Annotated in this window: 20 protein-coding genes; 16 read left to right on the top strand and 4 right to left on the bottom strand. The window is 66.2% G+C overall.

The features are described from left to right. Positions 1-43 precede the first annotated feature (43 nt). Together adh and ACRCUN_RS04755 are read left to right on the top strand one after the other, a co-directional pair. Entirely contained in the window at positions 44-1,567 is a 1,524-nt protein-coding gene (gene adh / locus ACRCUN_RS04760) for an aldehyde dehydrogenase (RefSeq protein WP_085146637.1), read from the top strand. A 32-nt stretch (positions 1,568-1,599) separates the two neighbouring features. Next, positions 1,600-2,022, top strand: coding sequence for a DUF779 domain-containing protein (locus tag ACRCUN_RS04755; protein WP_462140497.1), 423 nt, complete (start codon positions 1,600-1,602; stop codon positions 2,020-2,022). A gap of 96 nt (positions 2,023-2,118) precedes the next feature. On the opposite strand, the gene ACRCUN_RS04750 is transcribed toward ACRCUN_RS04755, so the two are convergent. Beyond that, the gene (locus ACRCUN_RS04750) at positions 2,119-2,517 is read right to left on the bottom strand and encodes a GlcG/HbpS family heme-binding protein (protein WP_462140496.1); all 399 of its coding nucleotides are present in this window, start codon (positions 2,515-2,517) and stop codon (positions 2,119-2,121) included. Between the two features lie 276 nt (positions 2,518-2,793). Between ACRCUN_RS04750 and ACRCUN_RS04745 the strand changes: the two genes are divergently transcribed. Then, positions 2,794-3,507, top strand: coding sequence for an MIP/aquaporin family protein (locus ACRCUN_RS04745; RefSeq protein ID WP_462140589.1), 714 nt, complete (start codon positions 2,794-2,796; stop codon positions 3,505-3,507). On the opposite strand, the gene cobA is transcribed toward ACRCUN_RS04745, so the two are convergent. From cobA to ACRCUN_RS04730, 3 genes are all read right to left on the bottom strand, one after another. Further along, complete coding sequence (cobA, locus tag ACRCUN_RS04740) at positions 3,391-4,620, bottom strand: uroporphyrinogen-III C-methyltransferase (protein ID WP_462140495.1); 1,230 nt, start codon at positions 4,618-4,620, stop codon at positions 3,391-3,393. The genes ACRCUN_RS04745 and cobA overlap by 117 nt on opposite strands. After that, the gene (locus ACRCUN_RS04735) at positions 4,613-5,347 is read right to left on the bottom strand and encodes a LuxR C-terminal-related transcriptional regulator (RefSeq protein WP_462140494.1); all 735 of its coding nucleotides are present in this window, start codon (positions 5,345-5,347) and stop codon (positions 4,613-4,615) included. The genes cobA and ACRCUN_RS04735 overlap by 8 nt, the downstream gene beginning before the upstream one ends. Before the next feature lie 87 nt (positions 5,348-5,434). Then, positions 5,435-6,187 (bottom strand): (2Fe-2S)-binding protein, encoded by a 753-nt coding sequence (locus ACRCUN_RS04730; protein WP_462140493.1) that lies wholly within the window; start codon positions 6,185-6,187, stop codon positions 5,435-5,437. 241 nt (positions 6,188-6,428) lie between these two features. Between ACRCUN_RS04730 and ACRCUN_RS04725 the strand changes: the two genes are divergently transcribed. The 13 genes from ACRCUN_RS04725 to glmM all read left to right on the top strand — a co-directional run bounded on the left by ACRCUN_RS04725 (position 6,429) and on the right by glmM (position 19,671). Further along, positions 6,429-6,857 carry a diol dehydratase small subunit gene (locus tag ACRCUN_RS04725; RefSeq protein ID WP_462140492.1) on the top strand — a complete coding sequence of 143 codons (429 nt, stop codon included), beginning with the start codon at positions 6,429-6,431 and terminating at the stop codon, positions 6,855-6,857. 10 nt (positions 6,858-6,867) lie between these two features. Beyond that, complete coding sequence (locus ACRCUN_RS04720; protein WP_462140491.1) at positions 6,868-8,595, top strand: propanediol/glycerol family dehydratase large subunit; 1,728 nt, start codon at positions 6,868-6,870, stop codon at positions 8,593-8,595. Position 8,596: 1 nt separating this feature from the next. Beyond that, positions 8,597-9,169, top strand: a complete 573-nt coding sequence (locus tag ACRCUN_RS04715; RefSeq protein ID WP_462140490.1) for a propanediol/glycerol family dehydratase medium subunit — start codon at positions 8,597-8,599, stop codon at positions 9,167-9,169. After that, entirely contained in the window at positions 9,169-11,052 is a 1,884-nt protein-coding gene (locus tag ACRCUN_RS04710) for a diol dehydratase reactivase subunit alpha (protein ID WP_462140489.1), read from the top strand. Before ACRCUN_RS04715 ends, ACRCUN_RS04710 begins: the two co-directional genes overlap by 1 nt. Continuing rightward, entirely contained in the window at positions 11,045-11,416 is a 372-nt protein-coding gene (locus ACRCUN_RS04705; protein WP_234816991.1) for a glycerol dehydratase reactivase beta/small subunit family protein, read from the top strand. The genes ACRCUN_RS04710 and ACRCUN_RS04705 overlap by 8 nt, the downstream gene beginning before the upstream one ends. A 205-nt stretch (positions 11,417-11,621) precedes the next feature. Continuing rightward, a complete protein-coding gene (eat, locus tag ACRCUN_RS04700; protein ID WP_462140488.1) occupies positions 11,622-13,034 on the top strand; it encodes an ethanolamine permease in 1,413 nt (470 codons plus the stop codon). After that, a complete protein-coding gene (locus ACRCUN_RS04695) occupies positions 13,031-14,446 on the top strand; it encodes an ethanolamine ammonia-lyase subunit EutB (protein ID WP_462140487.1) in 1,416 nt (471 codons plus the stop codon). Before eat ends, ACRCUN_RS04695 begins: the two co-directional genes overlap by 4 nt. After that, positions 14,443-15,216: an ethanolamine ammonia-lyase subunit EutC gene (eutC, locus tag ACRCUN_RS04690; protein WP_462140486.1), complete on the top strand. Its 774-nt coding sequence runs from the start codon at positions 14,443-14,445 to the stop codon at positions 15,214-15,216. The genes ACRCUN_RS04695 and eutC overlap by 4 nt, the downstream gene beginning before the upstream one ends. 30 nt (positions 15,217-15,246) lie before the next feature. Beyond that, positions 15,247-16,281, top strand: coding sequence for an alcohol dehydrogenase AdhP (gene adhP / locus ACRCUN_RS04685; RefSeq protein WP_462140485.1), 1,035 nt, complete (start codon positions 15,247-15,249; stop codon positions 16,279-16,281). A gap of 237 nt (positions 16,282-16,518) precedes the next feature. Further along, positions 16,519-16,962 (top strand): 50S ribosomal protein L13, encoded by a 444-nt coding sequence (gene rplM, locus ACRCUN_RS04680; protein WP_462140484.1) that lies wholly within the window; start codon positions 16,519-16,521, stop codon positions 16,960-16,962. Positions 16,963-16,982: 20 nt separating this feature from the next. Continuing rightward, positions 16,983-17,420, top strand: a complete 438-nt coding sequence (gene rpsI / locus ACRCUN_RS04675) for a 30S ribosomal protein S9 (protein WP_462140588.1) — start codon at positions 16,983-16,985, stop codon at positions 17,418-17,420. Between the two features lie 336 nt (positions 17,421-17,756). Then, positions 17,757-18,185, top strand: a complete 429-nt coding sequence (locus tag ACRCUN_RS04670) for a hypothetical protein (protein ID WP_462140483.1) — start codon at positions 17,757-17,759, stop codon at positions 18,183-18,185. 148 nt (positions 18,186-18,333) lie between these two features. Next, positions 18,334-19,671: a phosphoglucosamine mutase gene (gene glmM, locus ACRCUN_RS04665; RefSeq protein WP_462140482.1), complete on the top strand. Its 1,338-nt coding sequence runs from the start codon at positions 18,334-18,336 to the stop codon at positions 19,669-19,671. Positions 19,672-19,683: the final 12 nt, after the last annotated feature.

The following is a 19,683-nucleotide window of genomic DNA, read 5'->3' as shown; positions in this document are numbered from 1 at the left end:
GTGACGACCGACACATTTCGTCGTCCGAACGCAGGAGAATGCCATGACTGTTTACGCACGTCCGGGCGCTGAAGGCGCCCTGATGTCGTTCGAGGCCCGCTACGACAACTACATCGGCGGTGAGTGGGTCGCGCCCGTCGATGGCCGGTATTTCGAGAACCCCACTCCGGTGACGGGTCAGGTGTTCTGTGAGGTGGCCAGGTCCAGCGAGGCCGATGTCGAGAAAGCGCTCGACGCCGCGCATGCGGCGGCGCCGGCCTGGGGCAAGACCGCGCCTGCCGAGCGGGCGGTGATCCTCAACAAGATCGCCGATCGCATCGAGGAGAACCTGGAGTCGATTGCGTTGGCGGAGTCGTGGGACAACGGCAAGCCGATCCGCGAAACCCTCAATGCCGACATTCCGTTGGCCATCGACCATTTCCGTTACTTCGCCGGTGTGTTGCGCGCTCAGGAAGGCTCGCTGTCGCAGATCGATGAAGACACTGTGGCGTACCACTTCCATGAGCCGTTGGGTGTGGTCGGCCAGATCATTCCGTGGAACTTCCCGATCCTGATGGCGGTGTGGAAGCTGGCTCCGGCGCTGGCCGCGGGTAACGCCGTGGTGCTCAAGCCCGCCGAGCAGACCCCGGCCTCGGTGCTGTACCTGTTCAGCCTGATCGGTGATCTGTTGCCCGCGGGTGTGGTCAACATCGTCAACGGGTTCGGGGTCGAGGCGGGCAAGCCGCTGGCCTCGAGCAATCGGATCGCCAAGATCGCGTTCACGGGCGAGACCACGACTGGTCGGTTGATCATGCAGTACGCGAGCCAGAACCTGATCCCGGTCACGCTGGAGTTGGGCGGCAAGAGCCCCAACATCTTCTTCTCGAATGTCCTTGCTGCAGCCGATGATTACCAGGACAAGGCGCTCGAGGGATTCACGATGTTCGCCCTGAACCAGGGTGAGGTGTGCACGTGCCCGTCGCGTTCGCTGATCCAGGCCGACATCTATGACGAGTTTCTGGAACTCGCGGCCATCCGCACGAAGGCTGTGCGCCAAGGCGATCCGCTCGACACCGAGACCATGATCGGTGCCCAGGCCTCCAACGACCAGCTGGAGAAGATCCTGTCCTACATCGAGATCGGCAAAACCGAAGGCGCCAAGCTCATCACGGGTGGCGAGCGGGCGCAGCTCGGTGGCGACCTCAACGGCGGCTACTACGTCGCGCCGACGATCTTCACGGGCAACAACAAGATGCGGATCTTCCAGGAGGAGATCTTCGGCCCCGTCGTTGCCGTCACGTCGTTCACCGACTACGACGACGCCATCAATATCGCCAACGACACCCTCTACGGCCTCGGCGCCGGTGTCTGGTCGCGAGATGGCAACACCGCCTACCGCGCGGGCCGCGACATCAAGGCAGGCCGCGTGTGGACCAACTGCTACCACCAGTACCCGGCGCACGCCGCGTTCGGTGGCTACAAACAGTCGGGCATCGGTCGCGAGAACCACAAGATGATGCTCGACCACTACCAGCAGACCAAGAACCTGTTGGTGAGCTACAGCAACAAGGCACTCGGGTTCTTCTGACGAGCGCCTGCGCGAGGAAGCGACCAACACTGATGGCGTCCGCGGTGGCCCGGGTTCTCATCACCCGGGCTGCCGCCGGCCTGGTGATACATCTACAGAACCGGCACGGAGCGTTGATGTTTCGCCAGTCCGGCGACTGTGGTGACGATTCGTCACCCGTGTGTTGTCGAGTCGGCGAGTTCTCGATCGAGGACAGCGATGTACTACTCGGCATGCTTGACGTGGTCTCCGAACGCCAGCCACATGGCGTACCGGTGTGGGTCTCCGGTCCACAGTTCCCGGCGTGGGAGCGCACCCAACCGGTGATCGATGTAGCCCGAGGCCGCGGTGTCGGATTCAGCCTTGAAGCGTCCGAAGGTATGCGATTCTTGTTGCGTGCCCGCGCGGTCGACGGCGGGCGTTCCGATGTGGATCTTGCTGATTGCGCCGATCCTCTTCGGGTGCAGCCTTTTTGACGCTAGAAGCATCGTTGCCCAAACGTCGCGGGCGCTGATGTGTTTCCGGCCCTGCGAAATGAGATCCGCAGGGCCGGAGTGACTCTCATGGGGTCGTCAGAGTGCCGCGACGCCGGCCTCGGCCACACTGACGTCCTGCTCGACACTGCCCGCGCTCACGCCGATCGCGCCAACCACGACATCGTCGACAGTGAGCGGAATGCCGCCACCGAAGATGACCAGACCGCCGCAGGTCTGTTCCAGGCCGTAGAGTTCGGCACCGGGTTGTGCGAGCGGCATGAGCGCACCGGTAGGCGCGTTCATCAGAATCGATGTGCGAGCCTTGCTGATTGAGATCTCGATGCTGGCTTTGATGGCGCCGTCCATCCGGGCGAACGCCACCAGGTGGCCGCCGTCGTCGACGACGGCGATGTTCATCGGCTGGCCGATCTCGCGCGCCTTCTCGATGGCCGCGTCGACTACCTTGGTGGCACTGGCCAGGTTGATGGAACTCATAAGAACCTTTCGAATCGGTTTTCCCGCAACCAATTTTGACGTTCACGGGGGTGCTATGCCGCTCCATCGATCATAATCTCACCGAACCGATCGGGCGGGCGTTTGGCCCTCCTCGATCGGACCGTGACCTACCTATCCAAAACCTCACCCATAGTTCAGTGGCGGCACTACTCACGGTGGGTAAGCCGATAGGTTCGGCCGGAAGTCCCCCTTGCCATCGCATGGGCTACAAAGACTGTGCAGCAGAGTCTTTGGCCAATGGGAAAGGTGGCTCTGTTGTCGAATATCGACATCTTCGTGTGGGAGTTTCTGGGTACCGCGATACTGTGCCTGCTCGGCAACGGCTCGATAGCCGCTGTGGTGCTGAAGAATTCGTACTCTTTCGGCGGAGGCGGCGACTGGTTGATCATCGTGCTGGGATGGGGCTTCGGGGTGTTCGCCGGCGCCAGTATCGCCGCCCCGTCCGGCGCCCACATCAACCCGGCCGTCACACTGGCGGTGGCGCTCTCGGGTGGGGTGCCGTGGGCGACAGTGCCGGTCTACTGGGCAGCGCAGCTGCTCGGTGGAATCATCGGTGCGTCGTTGTGCTGGGCCGCATTCAAGCTGCAGTTCGACAATATGGACGACAACTCCGGTACCCGCGGAATCTTCTGCACCGCACCGGTCGTCCGGTCGATCCCGTGGAATGTCGTCACCGAGGCCATCGCGACCTTCGTACTGATTATCTGGATTCTGACCAACCCGCAGATCAACACGACGCTCGGTTACGCGGCAGTGTCGTTCGTGGTCATCACCATCGGTTTCGGCCTGGGTGGGCCGACCGGCTACGCCATCAACCCCGCCAGGGACCTGGGGCCACGTATTGCCTACGCGTTATTGCCGATCCGCGGAAAGGCCGATGGAGACTGGGGCTATTCCTGGGTGCCCGTGGTCGGGCCGCTGATCGGTGCCGCACTCGCCGCCGGAGTGGTCCAGCTGCTCCCGGCCTGACGAGCGTGGCTGCGCAGCAACAGGTGTGGTTACACCGCCTGCCACGAAACCGGCTACCGCACCTATCACCGTGGTGGCAGGTGGCCGGATCTGCGCAGCCCGTGCCGCGGCGCCGACGGTACCGACGGTGGCACGGATCACGCGCTGGTCGGCCAGCGTGCCGTCGGCGATCACCGCCGCCGGTGTTTCGGCCGGCATCCCGGCATCGATGAGCGCGTGTGTGATCGCATCGAGATTGGCGACCGCCATCATCAACACGATCGTGGTGTTCGCCCCGGCCAGCGCGGCGTAGTTCACCGTGCATTCGGGATGATCGGGCGGAACATGGCCGGAGACCACGGTGAAGCCCTGGGTGAGCCCGCGATGGGTGACCGGGATCAACGCCGCGGCCGGTGCGGCGATCGCCGAGCTCACACCGGGTATCACCGTTACGCTGACACCCGCCCGAGCGCATTCGTCGATCTCCTCGCCGCCGCGGCCGAAGACGAAACCGTCGCCGCCTTTGAGACGTACCACCGTACGGCCCGCGCGGGCATGTTCGATCAGCATGGCATTGATCGAGCTTTGTTCGGTTCGGCGGCCACCGGGGATCTTGGACACGTCGACGATCTGTGCTTGGGGCGCAATGTCATTGAGCGCTCCAACCGGCGCCAGCCGGTCGGTGACGATGACATCGGCGGTGCTGAGCGCTGCGCGGCCGGCCACGGTGAGCAGGCCGGGTTCGCCGGGGCCGCCGCCGACGATCACGACCCGGCCGGCACGCGGCGCGCCGTCGACGGGATCTGCCGTGCCGTCGTCGTCAGGGCCGACACAGAACAAGCCGCGCATCGTCGCCAGCGACGCGATCGTGCGGTCCGTGCGGGCAGCGCCGCTGCAGGCGAAGACCAACTCGGCCGAGTCAAGATCGCTGGCGCGGAAATCGCGCAGGTGCATGTTGATCAAGGACCGGTCTGCAAGATCCGACAGATATGCCACCGGCCGGGGTGATACGACCGTCACGATCGCCCCCGCTGAGACGAGAGCTCCGACGGCCGTCACCGCCCGGCTGGACGAACCAACCACCGTCACCGCGCGGCCGCGCACGGGCAGCCGCACCCCAAGGCCGTCAGGCATGGTCGCGCCCCCGCAGCACGGCGGCGACGAGCGCCGCGCGACTGTGTACCCCGAACTTGGTCTTGATGTTGTGCAGGTGAAACTTCACGGTGGCCTGCGAGATGAACAGGGATCTGGCGATCGAGCGGTTGTCGAGCCCTTCGCTGAGCAGATCGAGGACCTCGCGTTCGCGGCGGGTGAGAGTGGCCGAACAGCCGGGTTCGGCTTGTGCACGCAATTCACCGATCAGAGTCTGCGCGCTGCGGGCGTCTAGCGCGCGGTGACCGTCGATCACCCGTTGCATGGCACTGAGCAGCTCGGCCGCCGACGACCGGCGATCGACAACCGCATCGGCGCCGGCGTAGATCATCGGCAGAGCGCGTTCCCGTGGGTCGTCGCCGTCGATCACAGCGATGATCCTGGGGTTGGGGACGAGCGCGGACAGCAGGCCAGGAAGGTCGGGGCCCGTCTCGGCGCCGACAACCAGAAGCTGTGGCTGCAAGACACGTAACCGTTCGGCGAGTTCCGGCCCGTGTTGGAGATCACCCACCAGCCGCATTTCGGCACCGTCGGAAACGACGTGCATCATGCCGTGCCGAAGCAATTCGTCGTTCATCACCAACGCTGTGCGCAGCGGTGCGGACTCGGTGAAAGATGGTGGGACGTCGATGGTTTCAGCTGATCGGTCGCTGTCGGTTCCGCTGCCTCCCGGCCGATGCGGCGCAATGCGCGTCTGTGACCAGCCCACCGTCGAACTCCGTCCTGCCGATGAGCGGCGAATGTTAACGCAGGCAGCGTTGCAGCTACGTTGCAAGGGGTTCGGACGACAGTGTTCTCAGCCCGCGGCATTCGGGTGTGCGCCTGCCGGGATGAGCAAACAGTCTCCACAGAGTCCCGCCCCCGGCGCCTGGTAGTAGAGGCAGCAGCTGCGCCTGCGGAATTGCCCGTCGACGAACGAGCCCGTCCCGATGAGCGGTTGGGTGTCCAGCAGCGCTCGAACCAGCTCGCGGCCGGGCTCCTCCAGATGCGGCCGCGACAACGCCAACACCGTCACCGCACCGTTGGCGGCCGAGGCGATGTTGCCCAACGTGATCCGCGCGGACAACGACGCGACCTCCGAAAGCCGGGCGCCGAGATCGGTGAGCACCCCCACGACGGATGTCGCGATGATCGGCGCCGACGTCGTCGGACTCACCGCGGACCACACGGGTCCGGTCACGGCGAACTGCGGTGCATGACCGTCGGATGGCAGCCAGCGCACCGAGCGGTTGTCGAGCACGGGGACAGCGCCGAAGCACAGGGCAGCGCCTATCACCGGTGAGAGCAGGCGCGCGCTCACACCTAACTGAAATGACGATGCGGCCATTCGGATCGGGATCCGGTCCGGTCGGCATCCCGCCGACGCGGCGATCGCGTCGCGGGTGCGGTCTACGTGGCCCTTGATCGTCGCGTCGGTGAGAAATTCTGAGAGGGGACGCCATCGATCCTCGGTGTCGACCGACAAAGCGAAATACCCGCCGAGGGCGGCGAGCTCGGGCAGATGCCCGGCATACTCGGCGGCCCCGGTGGGCGACGGCGGATCGGTCATGATGGCTGCACGTTAGCCGCGGGTAGCGGGCGCAAGCCACCCGATGGCCCGAAGACGGCCAGGCCGGCAAACTCGCCACATCGAAGGCTCGGTGAGCAGATGGGGAACGGGGCGCCATCACGTTGCAACGTTGTTGCAACGTGACGCGAGCCACAATGGGCTGGTCGCGGTGAATCCGTGTCACGGACGTGGAAAGTTGGGCGGCCCGCACCTGTGGTCGCCCCTCACATGGGAGCAGTGCATGACGGAACCGACCCTCGATCCAACGGTGGACTACCCGTTGAGCCTGAACCGGCAGGATCTGTTGTTCACCCCGAACGGCAAACCCATCGCGGACATCACCATGGAGGCGGTGATGTCGGGTGATGTCGAAGCATCAGATCTGCGCATCACACCGCAGACGCTGCGCCTGCAGGCGCAGATCGCGGAGAAGGTCGGCCGGAACCAGCTGGGAGCGAACCTGCGCCGCGCGGCGGAGATGACCGCCATTACCGACGAGCGCGTGCTGCAGATCTATAACGCGTTGCGCCCCAACGCATCGACGAAGCCGGAACTCGAGGCGATCGCCGAGGAACTGGAAACCCAGTACGGCGCCACCATGCTGGCGGGGCTTGTCCGTGAAGCCGCTGACGTCTACGAGCGTCGCGACATTCTGGCCACCAACGAATAGGAGACGATCGGTGACGGCAGTTTCGCCAGGGGCGACCTCGGCCCCGAAGACCGGCGAGAAGCGGCAGTCCGAGCGGACCAAGGTCCTCGAGGACCGTCCGGTCAATCTGGATGGGTTCGTCCAGGAGTGGCCCGAGGTCGGCATGGTCGCGCTGGACAGCGCGTTCGACCCGGAGCCGAGCGTGCGGGTTGTCGACGGCGTGATCGTCGAGATGGATGGCCGGGCCCGCGCGGACTTCGACTTCCTCGACCAATTCATCGCTGATCACGCCATCGACGTGGCCACCACCGAGCAGTCGATGGCGATCCCCGCGCAGGACATCGCCGCCATGCTTGTCGATCCCCGCGTCACGCGCGACGAGGTGATCGCGGTGACCGGCGGTCTGACCCCGGCCAAGCTGCTCGAGGTCGTCAAGACGATGAACATCGTCGAGATCATGATGGGCATGCAGAAGATGCGCGCCCGGCGAACCCCGGCCAACCAGGCGCACTGCACGAGTGCCCGCGACAATCCGCTGCAGGTCGCGTGTGAGGCCGCCGAGGCATCGTTACGCGGATTCTCGGAGGTGGAGACGACGCTGGGGGTGGTGCGCTACGCACCTCTGGTCGCGATGGCGCTGCAGATCGGCAGTCAGGTCGGCACCGGCGGCCGGCTGACCCAGTGCGCACTGGAAGAGGCCACCGAACTGGAGTTGGGCATGCGCGGTATCACCGCCTATGCCGAGACCATATCGGTGTACGGCACCGAGTCGGTATTCGTCGACGGTGATGACACCCCGTACTCGAAAGCGTTCCTTGCCGCGGCCTACGCGTCGCGCGGCATCAAGATGCGCTTCACTTCGGGAACCGGCTCCGAGGTGCAGATGGGTAACGCCGAGGGCCGGTCGATGCTGTACCTGGAGATCCGGTGCATCCTGGTCACCAAGGGCGCTGGTGTGCAGGGTCTGCAGAACGGTTCGATCTCCTGTATCGGCGTTCCCGGCGCCGTACCCGCCGGTATCCGCGCGGTGGCCGCGGAGAACCTCATCGCCTCCGCGGTCGACCTGGAATGTGCGTCGGGCAACGACCAATCGTTCTCGCACTCGCCGATGCGGCGGGTGGCGCGCCTGCTGCCGCAGCTGATGCCGGGCACCGATTTCATCACCTCGGGCTACTCGGCGACCCCCAACTACGACAACATGTTCGCCGGATCCAATGTCGACGCAGAGGATTTCGACGACTTCAACACCATTCAGCGTGATCTGCAGATCGATGGCGGCCTGCGGCATGTGAACGAGTCCGAGATCCTGGCGGTGCGCCATCGGGCGGGCAAGGCGTTGCAGGCGGTGTTTCGCTACCTGGATCTGCCGGCGATCACCGACGCCGAGATCGAGGCGGCGGTGTACGCGCACGGCAGCCGTGAGCTGATCCCGCGTGATGTGCTGGAGGACCTCAAGGGTGCGCAGCAGGTGATGGACCGCAACGTGACCGGTCTGGATCTGGTGAAGGCGTTGGAGTCGACCGGCTTCTCCGATATCGCCGAGAATCTGTTGACCGTTCTACGTCAACGTGTTTCGGGCGACCTCCTGCAGACCTCGGCCATCATGACGCGCGATCTGCAGCCGCTGTCGGCGGTCAACGATCGCAACGACTACGCGGGCCCCGGTACCGGTTATCGCCCGTCCGGGGAACGCTGGGAGGAGATGAAACGGTTGCGGCACGTGACGAGCGCCGAGAACCCGGAAATGGAGGTGGAATGAAATGCCGGAAAGAGTACTGACTTTCACCGACGAGAAGCCGGCCACTCCCGGTACACGGTCCGACGAGGTGCTGGTGGGTGTCTCACCGGCGTTCTCCGATTTCTTCAGTCAGACCATCACCGGTCTGTCGCACGCCGATGTCATCCGCCAGATCCTTGCCGGTATCGAGGAGCAGGAGGTGTCGGCGCGTATCGTGCGGATCCGGCACAGCAGCGACCTCGCCGTCGTCGCGCACACCGCGGCCAAGCTTTCCGGTTCGGGTATCGCGATCGGCCTGCTGTCCCGCGGAACATCGATGATCCATCAACGCGACCTCCCGCGGTTGTCGAGTCTGGAACTGTTCCCGCAGAGCCCCTTGATGACTCTGGAGACCTACCGTCAGATCGGGTCGAATGCGGCGCAGTACGCCAAGGGTGAGTCACCCGAACCCGTTCCCACGCTGAATGATCAGATGGCCCGGCCCCGTTGGCAGGCCAAGGCGGCACTGCTGCACCTGAAAGAGACAGAGCAGATCCAGAAGGGTGCCAAGCCGGTCGAGGTGGTGCCGCAGTTCGCGCAAGCGCTGGCGAACTGATGACCCGTACCGTTGTCGGCGTCGACATCGGTAACTCCACGACGGAGGCCAGCGCCGCGACCATCGCGCCCGACGGATCGGTGCGATTCCGCGGCGCTGCGCTGACGCCGACGACGGGAATCAAGGGCACACCGAAGAACGTCGACGGGGTGGCCGCCGTGGTCGCCCGTGCGCTCGATGTCGCGGGTGTCAACCTCGCGCAGTTGGATGTGGTCCTGCTCAACGAGGCCACGCCGGTGATCAGCGGGCTCGCGATGGAGACGATCACCGAGACGATCATCACCGAGTCGACGATGATCGGCCATGATCCGCGCACACCCGGTGGCCGCGGGCTCGGCGTCGGCGTCACGGTCGCATTCGACGCCCTGGCCGAATTGCCTTCCGGGACTTCGCCTGAAGCCGCGTTCGACGCGGGCGTGATCGTTGTCGTTCCCAAGGGGGTCGATTTCGAAGTCGCCGCGCGCACCATCAACGTCGCCACGCAGCGCGGGGTCCGCGTCACCGGGGCGATCCTCGGCAACGACGACGCCGTCCTGGTGGTCAATCGGCTCGATGCGACGATCCCGGTCATCGACGAGGTGTCGCGCATCGACGCGGTGCCGCTGGGCATGGTCGCGGCCGTCGAGGTCGCGGGGCCCGGCCAGTCGATCCGGACTCTGTCCAACGCGTACGGGCTGGCCACCATCTTCGAGCTCGACGCGGCCGCCACCCGAGTGGTCTCGCCGGTCGCGCGGGCGCTGACCGGCAATCGGTCCGCGGTCGTCGTGCGCACACCCGCAGGCGACGTCGCCGACCGCACCATCCCGGCGGGTGCCCTCGAACTGACCGGTGAACGCAAACGGGCGACCGTCGATGTGTCGCGCGGTGCGGTCGAGATCATGACCGCCGTCGAGCGGGTCAGCCCGCTGGCCGATGTGGCAGGAGAAGCGGGCACCAATACCGGCGGCATGATCGCCAACGTGCGGCAGAGCATGGCGGATCTGTCCAACCACGCAGTCTCCGACGTGCACATACAAGATCTGCTCGCGGTGGACACCTTTGTGCCGCAGGAGGTGCGGGGCGGGGTCGCGGGCGAGGTCGCGCTGGAGAACGCCGTGGCACTGGCGGCCATGGTGCGCACGAAGGAAAGCGGTATGCGGGCCGTGGCCGACGCCGTACGGCAGCGGCTGCAAGCCTCGGGTGCCGGCGATGTCGAGGTCGTGGTCGGCGGGGTCGAGGCCGAGATGGCGGCGCTGGGTGCCCTCACGACGCCGGGTACCGACAAGCCGCTCGTCGTGCTCGATCTCGGTGGCGGTTCGACCGATGCGGCCCTGATCGAGCCCGCCGGCGACATCGACGCGGTGCATCTCGCCGGGGCAGGCGATCTCGTCACCAAGCTGATCGACGCCGAACTCGGCCTCGACAACCTCGAGCTGGCCGAGGACATCAAACGGTTCCCGCTCGGCAAGGCCGAGAGCTTCTTTCACGTCCGGCTCGAGAACGGCACGGTGCAGTTCTTCGAGAAACCCTTGCCGGCAACGGCGTTCGCCCGAGTCGTGACGCTCGCCGAACACGGCATGAGCCCGATACCGACGCGACATTCGATCGACCGGATCAGGGTCGTACGCCGCGCCGCGAAGGAACGCGTTTTCGTCGTCAACGCGCTGCGGGCGCTGCGCACGATCGCCCCCGGCGGCGATCTGCGCCAGATCGGGTTCGTGGTGCTGCTCGGCGGTTGCGCACTCGACTTCGAGATCCCCGAACTCATTGCCGACGCGCTCGCACCCTACGGGATCGTCTGCGGCACAGGGAACGTCCGCGGCAGCGAAGGGCCGCGTAACGCGGTGGCCACCGGGCTCGTGGCCTCGCACGCGCAGTTGGTGGGGTCCGGAGTTGGTGCGTAACAGCGGGCAACCCGACCGGCCCGCCATCGTGGTGTTGAGCGCGGCCGGCGGTGGTGTGATCGAGCGCGAGGTTCTTGCGGGCATCGAGGAGGAGGGCGTCCCGCACTCGTTGCTGCCCGCGGGTCTTGACGCGGTCGCGGCCGATCTCGCGCGACACGCGTCAGCGCGGTCACCGCTGCGGGTGGGCGTCGGTCTCGACGCCACCGGCGAGGTCTGCGTGCATCATGAGCAGTTGGCGGAACCGTTGCCGGACTTGGGCTCTGGCGGCACGGCGGACGCCGAGACGGCCCGCACACTCGGGCACAACGCGGCCCGCATCGTGGTCGGTCTTCCGCTGAAGCGGCAAAACCGGTTCGGCAAATAACGCTGTTTGGGTGGACACAACGCCCATGGGGAGCGATACTCTCTAATCAAAGGTTGAGTTTCAGACCTTTAGGCGCACTAGGGGAGTGAGAGCCGAGCGTTGAAAGCCTGGTAACCGGGTGCCGAAAGGTTGGTTACCGCTTTCTGGTCAGTCTCCGGCTGGCGGATGTCGATCGCAAAAGCATTGGAAAACAAGGGAGTTTGCCATGGCGGGTGTGGAAGAGCACCTGGAAAGTGCAGATTATCTGCAGAAGCGCCAATTGAAATCCGGCACAGCGGGCTGGGTCCTGCTGGCCGGGCTCGGCGTCAGCTATGTGGTGTCCGGTGACTACTCGGGCTGGAACTTCGGGCTGGCCGAAGGCGGCTTCGGCGGACTGGCGATCGCCGCGGTGATCATCGCCGGCATGTACCTGGCGCTCGTGCTGGGTATGGCCGAACTGTCCTCGGCGCTGCCTGCCGCCGGCGGTGGCTACACGTTCGCCCGTCGCGCGCTCGGCCCATGGGGCGGGTTCGCGACCGGTACCGCGATCCTGATCGAGTATGCGATCGCCCCCGCGGCCATCGCGACCTTCATCGGGGCATACGTCGAGTCGCTGGGGCTGTTCGGCATCACGAGCGGCTGGTGGGTCTACCTGGCCGCATACGCCCTGTTCATCGGGATTCACCTGGCCGGTGTCGGCGAGGCGCTCAAGGTCATGTTCGTGATCACCGCCATCGCGCTGGTTGGCCTGCTGGTGTTCTCCATCGCCGCGCTCGGCCACTTCGACGTCGCCAATCTGACCAACATCGCGGTGGACGAGAGCGCGGCGGGGTCTTCCACCTTCCTGCCGCACGGCTACCTCGGCATCTGGGCCGCGATCCCGTTCGCCATCTGGTTCTTCCTGGCGATCGAGGGTGTGCCGCTTGCGGCCGAGGAAACCGCCAACCCCGAGCGCAATGTCCCGCGCGGCATCATCGCAGGCATGGCCGTCCTGCTGGTCACCTGCGTGGCGGTGCTGTTCCTGACGACGGGTGCCGGCGGAGCCGAGGAGATGTCGGATTCGGGCAACCCGTTGGTGGAGGCGCTGGGTGACGGCACGGCCGCCAAGGTCGTCAACTACATCGGCCTGGCCGGTCTGATCGCGAGCTTCTTCTCGATCATCTACGCCTATTCGCGTCAGCTGTTCGCGTTGTCGCGCGCTGGCTATCTGCCAAAAGTGCTGTCGGTGACCAACTCTCGCAGGGCGCCCACGCTGGCCCTCATCATCCCCGGCGTCATCGGGTTCATCCTGTCGCTGACCGGCCAGGGGGCGCTGCTACTCAACATGGCGGTGTTCGGGGCCGCGGTCAGCTACGTGCTGATGATGGTCAGCCATATCGTGCTGCGGCGTCGCGAACCCGACATGCCGCGTCCGTACCGCACCCCCGGTGGGGCGGTCACCACCGGTTTCGCACTCGTCGTCGCGGTACTCGCGGTCATCGCCACGTTCCTGGTCGATCGCGTCGCGGCCGGCTGGTGCCTCGCGGTGTTCGCGGCATTCACGGTCTATTTCGCCGTCTACAGCCGCCACCGCCTGGTGGCCAATTCGCCAGATGAGGAGTTCGCAGTGCTGGCCAAAGCGGAGAGTGAGCTGAAGTGAAGTACCGGCAGCAGGTTTCGGGGGTGACCTATACCTTCGACGGACTCGTCGAGGTGATGGCCAAGGCCACCCCGTTGCGCTCGGGCGATCAACTCGCCGGATGCGCAGCCGAACACGATGGCGAGCGGGCCGCGGCGGCCTGGGTGCTCGCGGACCTGCCGCTGGATACCTTTCTCAACGAAGAGGTGGTGCCGTACGACACCGACGAGGTGACTCGGCTGATCTTCGACAGCCATGACCGCCAGGCCTTTTCGCTGCTGTCACACCTGACGGTCGGCGGGTTCCGGGACTGGCTGCTGGAGACCGCCTCGCACGATCACAGCGCCGAGCAGTTCGCCGCCGTCGCACCGGGTTTGACGCCCGAGATGGTGGCGGCGGTCAGCAAGATCATGCGCAACCAGGATCTGATCGCGGTCTCGGCGGCCGCGCAGGTCACCGCGGCGTTGCGCACCACGATCGGCGCTCCCGGCACGCTGGCCACCCGGCTGCAGCCCAACCATCCGACCGACGACCCCCGCGGCATCGCCGCCGCGGTGCTCGACGGGCTGCTGCTTGGCTGCGGCGACGCCGTCATCGGGATCAACCCCGCGACCGACTCGCCGCAGGCCACCGCCGATCTGCTCTACCTGCTCGATTCGATCCGTACCCGCTACGACATCCCCGCGCAGTCGTGCGTGCTGTCGCACATCACCACCACCATCGGGTTGATCGAGGCGGGGGCACCGGTGGACCTGGTGTTCCAGTCGATCGCCGGGACGGAGGGCGCGAACACCGCGTTCGGGGTCAACCTGCAGTTGCTGCGGGAGGGCCGGGACGCGGCCCGCTCGCTCAACCGCGGCACGGTGGGCGACAACGTCATGTACCTGGAGACCGGGCAGGGCTCGGCGTTGAGTTCGGGCGCGCATCTGGGAGTCGGGGGCAAGCCCGTCGACCAGCAGACCCTGGAGACGCGCGCGTACGCGGTGGCCCGGGATCTGCAGCCGCTGCTGGTCAACACCGTGGTCGGCTTCATCGGCCCCGAGTACCTCTACGACGGCAAACAGATCATCCGGGCCGGGCTGGAGGACCACTTCTGCGGCAAGCTGCTCGGCCTGCCGATGGGCGTCGACGTCTGCTACACCAACCACGCCGAGGCCGACCAGAACGATATGGACACACTGCTGACGTTGTTGGCCGCCGCGGGCGTGGCGTTCGTGATCACGGTGCCCGGCGCCGACGACGTGATGCTCGGCTATCAGAGCCTGTCGTTCCACGATGTGCTTGTGACCCGGCGCACGCTCGGACTGCGGCCCGCCCCGGAGTTCGAGGCGTGGCTGCGCACGGTCGGAATGGTCGACGAGACCGGCCGGCTCACGCCGTTCGACCTGGAGCGCTCGGTGCTGCGGTCGTTGACCTCGGCGGAGGCGATATGAGTCCGAACAACCCTGCCGTTCAGGACTTCTGGGATGAACTGCGCAAGACCACCCAGGCTCGGATCGGCCTCGGCCGGGCGGGAAACGCGTTGCCGACCCGGCAGGTGCTCGAGCTGGCCGCGGCACACGCCGCCGCACGCGACGCCGTTCACGTACCGCTCGACGTCGACGCGCTGGCCGCCGACATCCGCGCTGTCGGGATCGGGGAGCCGATCGTGGTGACGAGCCGTGCGGCCTCACGCGACGAGTATTTGCGCAGGCCCGATCTCGGCCGGACGCCGGCGGCGGACATGGACGTGCCCGAGTCCGGGGCCGATATCGGCTTCGTGCTTGCCGACGGGCTGTCGCCGACGGCGCTGAGCCACCACGGTGCGGGACTGCTGACCGAGTTGGTGGCGCGCCTCGGCGACCGTCACACCCTGGCCCCGCCGGTGATCGCCACACAGGCGCGGGTGGCGCTCGGTGACCACATCGGTGCCAAGGCGCGCGTCCGCACGCTGTTGATGATCATCGGGGAGCGGCCCGGGCTGAGCGTGGCCGACAGTCTCGGCATCTATCTGACCCACCTGCCGATGCCGGGGCGTACCGATGCCGACCGCAACTGCATCTCCAACATTCACCCGCCCGACGGCCTGGGTTACGCCGAGGCCGCACGTATCGCGGCGGGCCTCGTCGACGGTGCGTTGGCGCTCGGCCGCTCGGGCGTCGACCTCAAGGACACGTCACGCACCGCCGCGCTGGGCCCGCGCGGTGCCACCGAATTGGAGTGAGACGCGCCGAACAGGTGTTGACTGGAGTCCATGACTCCGACATCTGAGACGATGCGCGCTGCGGTGGTCACTGAATTCGGTGCCCCGCTTGAGGTTTCCGACGTGCCACTGCCCACCCCGGGCCAAGGCGAAGCCCTGGTCAAATTGGAGACCTCCGGGGTGTGTCATACGGATCTCCATGCGGCACACGGCGATTGGCCCGTCAAACCCACTCCTCCTTTTGTTCCCGGCCACGAAGGCTACGGCACGGTCGTGGCCCTTGGCCCCGGCGTAGACGACCTCAAGGTCGGCGACAAGGTGGGCAATGCGTGGTTGTGGTCGGCCTGCGGCAGTTGCGAGTACTGCCGGACGGGGTGGGAGACGCTGTGTGAGAGCCAGCAGAACGGCGGCTACAGCGTCAACGGCAGCTTCGGTTCGTACATGCTGGTGAACGCGGCCTTCGCCGCACGCATCCCTGACGGCGTCGACCCGGTCGAGGTCGCACCGATCCTGTGTGCCGGAGTCACTGTCTACAAGGGCCTGAAGGTGACGGATACGCGGCCGGGGCAGTGGGTGGCGATCTCCGGGATCGGCGGCTTGGGCCACGTCGCGGTGCAGTATGCGCGCGCTATGGGGTTGCGCGTGGTCGCGATCGACATCGACGACGACAAGCTGGCGTTGGCGGGCCGGTTGGGCGCCGAGGTGACGGTCAACGCAAAGACCGCCGACGTCGTGGCCGATGTGCAGGCGGCGACCGGCGGCGCGCACGGTGTGCTGGTCACCGCGGTGCATCCGCAGGCGTTCGGTCAGGCCATCGGATTGGCTCGCCGTGGCGGCACCATTGTGTTCGTCGGCCTGCCGCCAGGGGATTTCCCGGCACCGATCTTCGACATCGTGCTCAAGGGGCTCACAATCCGTGGCTCGATCGTCGGATCGCGCCAGGATATGGCCGAGGCGCTGGACTTCTTCGCCCGTGGGCTGGTCCATCCGACGGTCGAAACTGCATCACTCGACGACATCAACGAGGTGTTCGGCCGCATGGAACACGGCAAGATCGACGGCCGGGTGGTCATCGACTACCGATAGCCTCGGCGCCATACGCCCAGTGTCGCCTTGTGTTCGAGATTTCGTGAGAATCTCGAACACAAGCCAACGCTCGGCCCCCGCAACCGCGTTTTGACCTGCGCGTACAGCGGCCGGTAAGCTGCTCCGTTGGCGTGTGCTGCCCTCATGGGCAATCGGGCCCCGGGTCAATGTCGGTCGCCGGGAATCCCAGTGCACATGCCTGACCGGCACTCAACCCGAGAAGAGAAGGTAAGCACTGTGCCTACTTACACGCCGAAGGCGGGTGACACCACGCGTTCGTGGTACGTCATCGACGCCCAAGACGTGGTGCTCGGCCGGCTCGCCGTCGAAGCAGCCAAGCTGCTGCGCGGCAAGCACAAGCCGACATTCACGCCCAACGTCGACGGTGGCGATTTCGTCATCGTCATCAATGCCGAGAAGATCGCCGTCAGCGGCGACAAGCTCACCAACAAGTTCGCTTACCGCCACTCGGGTTACCCCGGCGGTCTGCGTAAGCGCACCATCGGCGAGCTGCTGCAGAAGCACCCGACCCGCGTCGTCGAGAACGCGATCGTCGGCATGCTCCCGCACAACAAGCTCGGCCGGCAGATCCAGAAGAAGCTGAAGGTGTACGCGGGTCCCGATCATCCGCACGCCGCGCAGCAGCCGGTTCCGTTCGAAATCAAGCAGGTGGCGCAGTGACCGAAGTGACCGAGACCGACGTGACAGAGGTCGTGACCGAGGCCGCCGAACCGCGCGAGCCGGTCATCATCGACCGCCCCATCCAGACCGTCGGCCGCCGCAAGGAGGCCGTGGTGCGGGTTCGCCTGGTGCCCGGCACCGGCCAGTTCAACCTGGACGGCCGCACCCTGGAGAACTACTTCCCGAACAAGGTGCACCAGCAGCTGATCAAGGCCCCGCTGGTGACCGTCGATCGGCTGGAGCAGTTCGACGTCTACGCCCACCTCGATGGTGGCGGCCCCTCGGGTCAGGCAGGCGCCCTGCGCCTGGCGATCGCCCGTGCGCTGATCCTCGTGCAGCCGGAGGACCGGCCCGCCCTCAAGCGCGCCGGCTTCCTGACGCGTGACCCGCGTGCCATCGAGCGCAAGAAGTACGGCCTCAAGAAGGCCCGTAAGGCTCCTCAGTACAGCAAGCGCTGATCTGTTCAGCCTTATGCCGCCGAGCGTGGGATCACCCACGCTCGGCGGTTTTTTTATTGCTCGGGTATCGGCATTTTCAGTAATGATCTCCGCTGGCGGCCGAATTTGATGACTTCCTGTTCAGGGCGGTATTCGTCGAATAGCGAGCTAATTCGACTATCGATATTCGCTCGCGTTTTCGGCTGATCTTGGTTTGACATCGGGCGCGAATGTGAAAAACCCTGGGGTCGAGGCGGGGGCGTGGAAGCGCGTCCAGGCAGGCCGAATCTGCCGCCGGTGCGAGTCAGTCAGCTCGTTGGGGGACCGGACCGCTTCCTGACTGAAAGGGAGTAGTTGATGAAGAGCACTATCAAGCGAGTGACAGTCGGCGCCGCGTTCGGTGGGGCGCTGTTCCTGTCCGCCGGAATGGGCATCGCCAACGCTCAGCCGAATGACGGTCAGGTGGATCTCGCACTCGGCACCGCAGGGGTTCTCGAAGACGTGCCAATCGGCACGGCCGCCCAGATCGCCGCGGGCGTCTGCGACGGTGAGGTGGCCCAGGTGACAACGGTCGCGCAGAACGTCGACGCCAGCGGCTCGCAGCAGAATGTCTGCAACAACAACGTGGGCGCGGTCGAGTTCAAGCAGAACGAGGGCGCGCCGGCAGCGGGCGCAGCCGAACAGCCTGAGGGCGCGGCAGAGGGCGCCGAGGGCTCCGGTTCCGCCGAGGAAACCGAGACTGCTCCGACCGCCCCTGCCGAGGAAGGCAGTGGTGAAGGCAGCTAAGCCTCGCAGCTAGCCGAATCGCCGTCCGCACCCCGATGGGAGCGGGCGGCGATTTCGTTTGTCTCGATCCGGTACCGATTGGGCCGCGGCACGGTCGTTGACCTCGTCGGTTGTGTTTTGGACGGGAAATTATGAGAAGTTTAAGGGCATGGCTCGACTGTTCGGCACCGACGGCGTGCGCGGCGTCGCCAATCGCGATCTGACCGCGGAGCTGGCGCTGGCGCTCGGCTCAGCGGCTGCCCGGCGTCTCGGCAATGCCGCCGGACATGGGCGGCGGGTCGCCGTGGTGGGGCGGGACCCAAGGGCCAGCGGCGAGATGTTGGAAGCCGCGGTCATTGCCGGCCTCACCAGCGAGGGTGTCGACGCGCTGCGCGTCGGGGTCCTGCCGACACCCGCTGTGGCCTATCTGACCAGCGCCTACGACGCCGACTTCGGCGTGATGATCTCGGCATCGCACAACCCGATGCCCGACAACGGCATCAAGATCTTCGGTCCCGGCGGCCACAAACTCGACGACGCCACCGAAGACCGCATAGAAGAACTGGTCAACGCGGGGCCGGGCCAGCGGCCGACGGGCGCCGGAATCGGCCGGGTGGTCGACGCCGAGGACGCCCTGGACCGCTATCTGCGCCACGTGAGCAAGGCCGTCACTACCCGGCTTGAGGGGCTCACCGTCGTCGTCGACTGTGCGCACGGTGCCGCATGGGCGGCCGCGCCTCGCGCGTACCGGGCCGCGGGCGCCAACGTCATCGCGATCAACGCCGAACCCAACGGCCTCAACATCAACGACGGCTGCGGCTCCACCCACATGGAGGTGTTGCAGGCCGCGGTCGTCGAGCAGGGGGCTGATCTCGGCCTGGCTCACGACGGCGACGCCGACCGCTGCCTGGCGGTCGACGCGACCGGGCAGGTGATCGACGGCGACGCGATCATGGTGGTGCTGGCCCTGGCGTTGCAGGAAGCCGGCGAGCTGGCGTCCAACACGTTGGTGGCCACGGTGATGAGCAATCTCGGCCTGCATCTGGCCATGCGCGCGGCCGGCATCGAGGTCCGCACCACGAGCGTCGGTGACCGTTACGTGCTCGAAGAGCTGCGGGCCGGCGAGTTCTCGCTCGGTGGCGAGCAGTCCGGCCACATCGTGATGCCCGGCCTCGGTACGACCGGGGACGGAATCCTCACCGGCCTGCGGCTCATGTCGCGGATGGCCCAGACGCGCTCAACGCTGGCGGCGCTGGCGGCCCCGATGCAGACCCTGCCGCAGGTTCTGATCAACGTCGAGGTGGCCGACAAGGCGACCGTGGCGAAAGCTCCGTCGGTGCAATCCGCGGTGGCGCAGGCCGAAGCGGAACTCGGTGACACCGGACGCATTCTGCTGCGGCCGTCGGGCACCGAGCAGGTGGTTCGGGTGATGGTCGAGGCCGCCGACGAGAACACCGCACGCCAGCTCGCGGTGCGGGTTGCTGAATCCGTGAGCCATCAGCGCTAGTTCGGCGGAACC

It is taken from the genome of Mycobacterium venezuelense (genome assembly GCF_054919535.1).
This window is presented reverse-complemented; position numbering and strand designations above follow the sequence as displayed.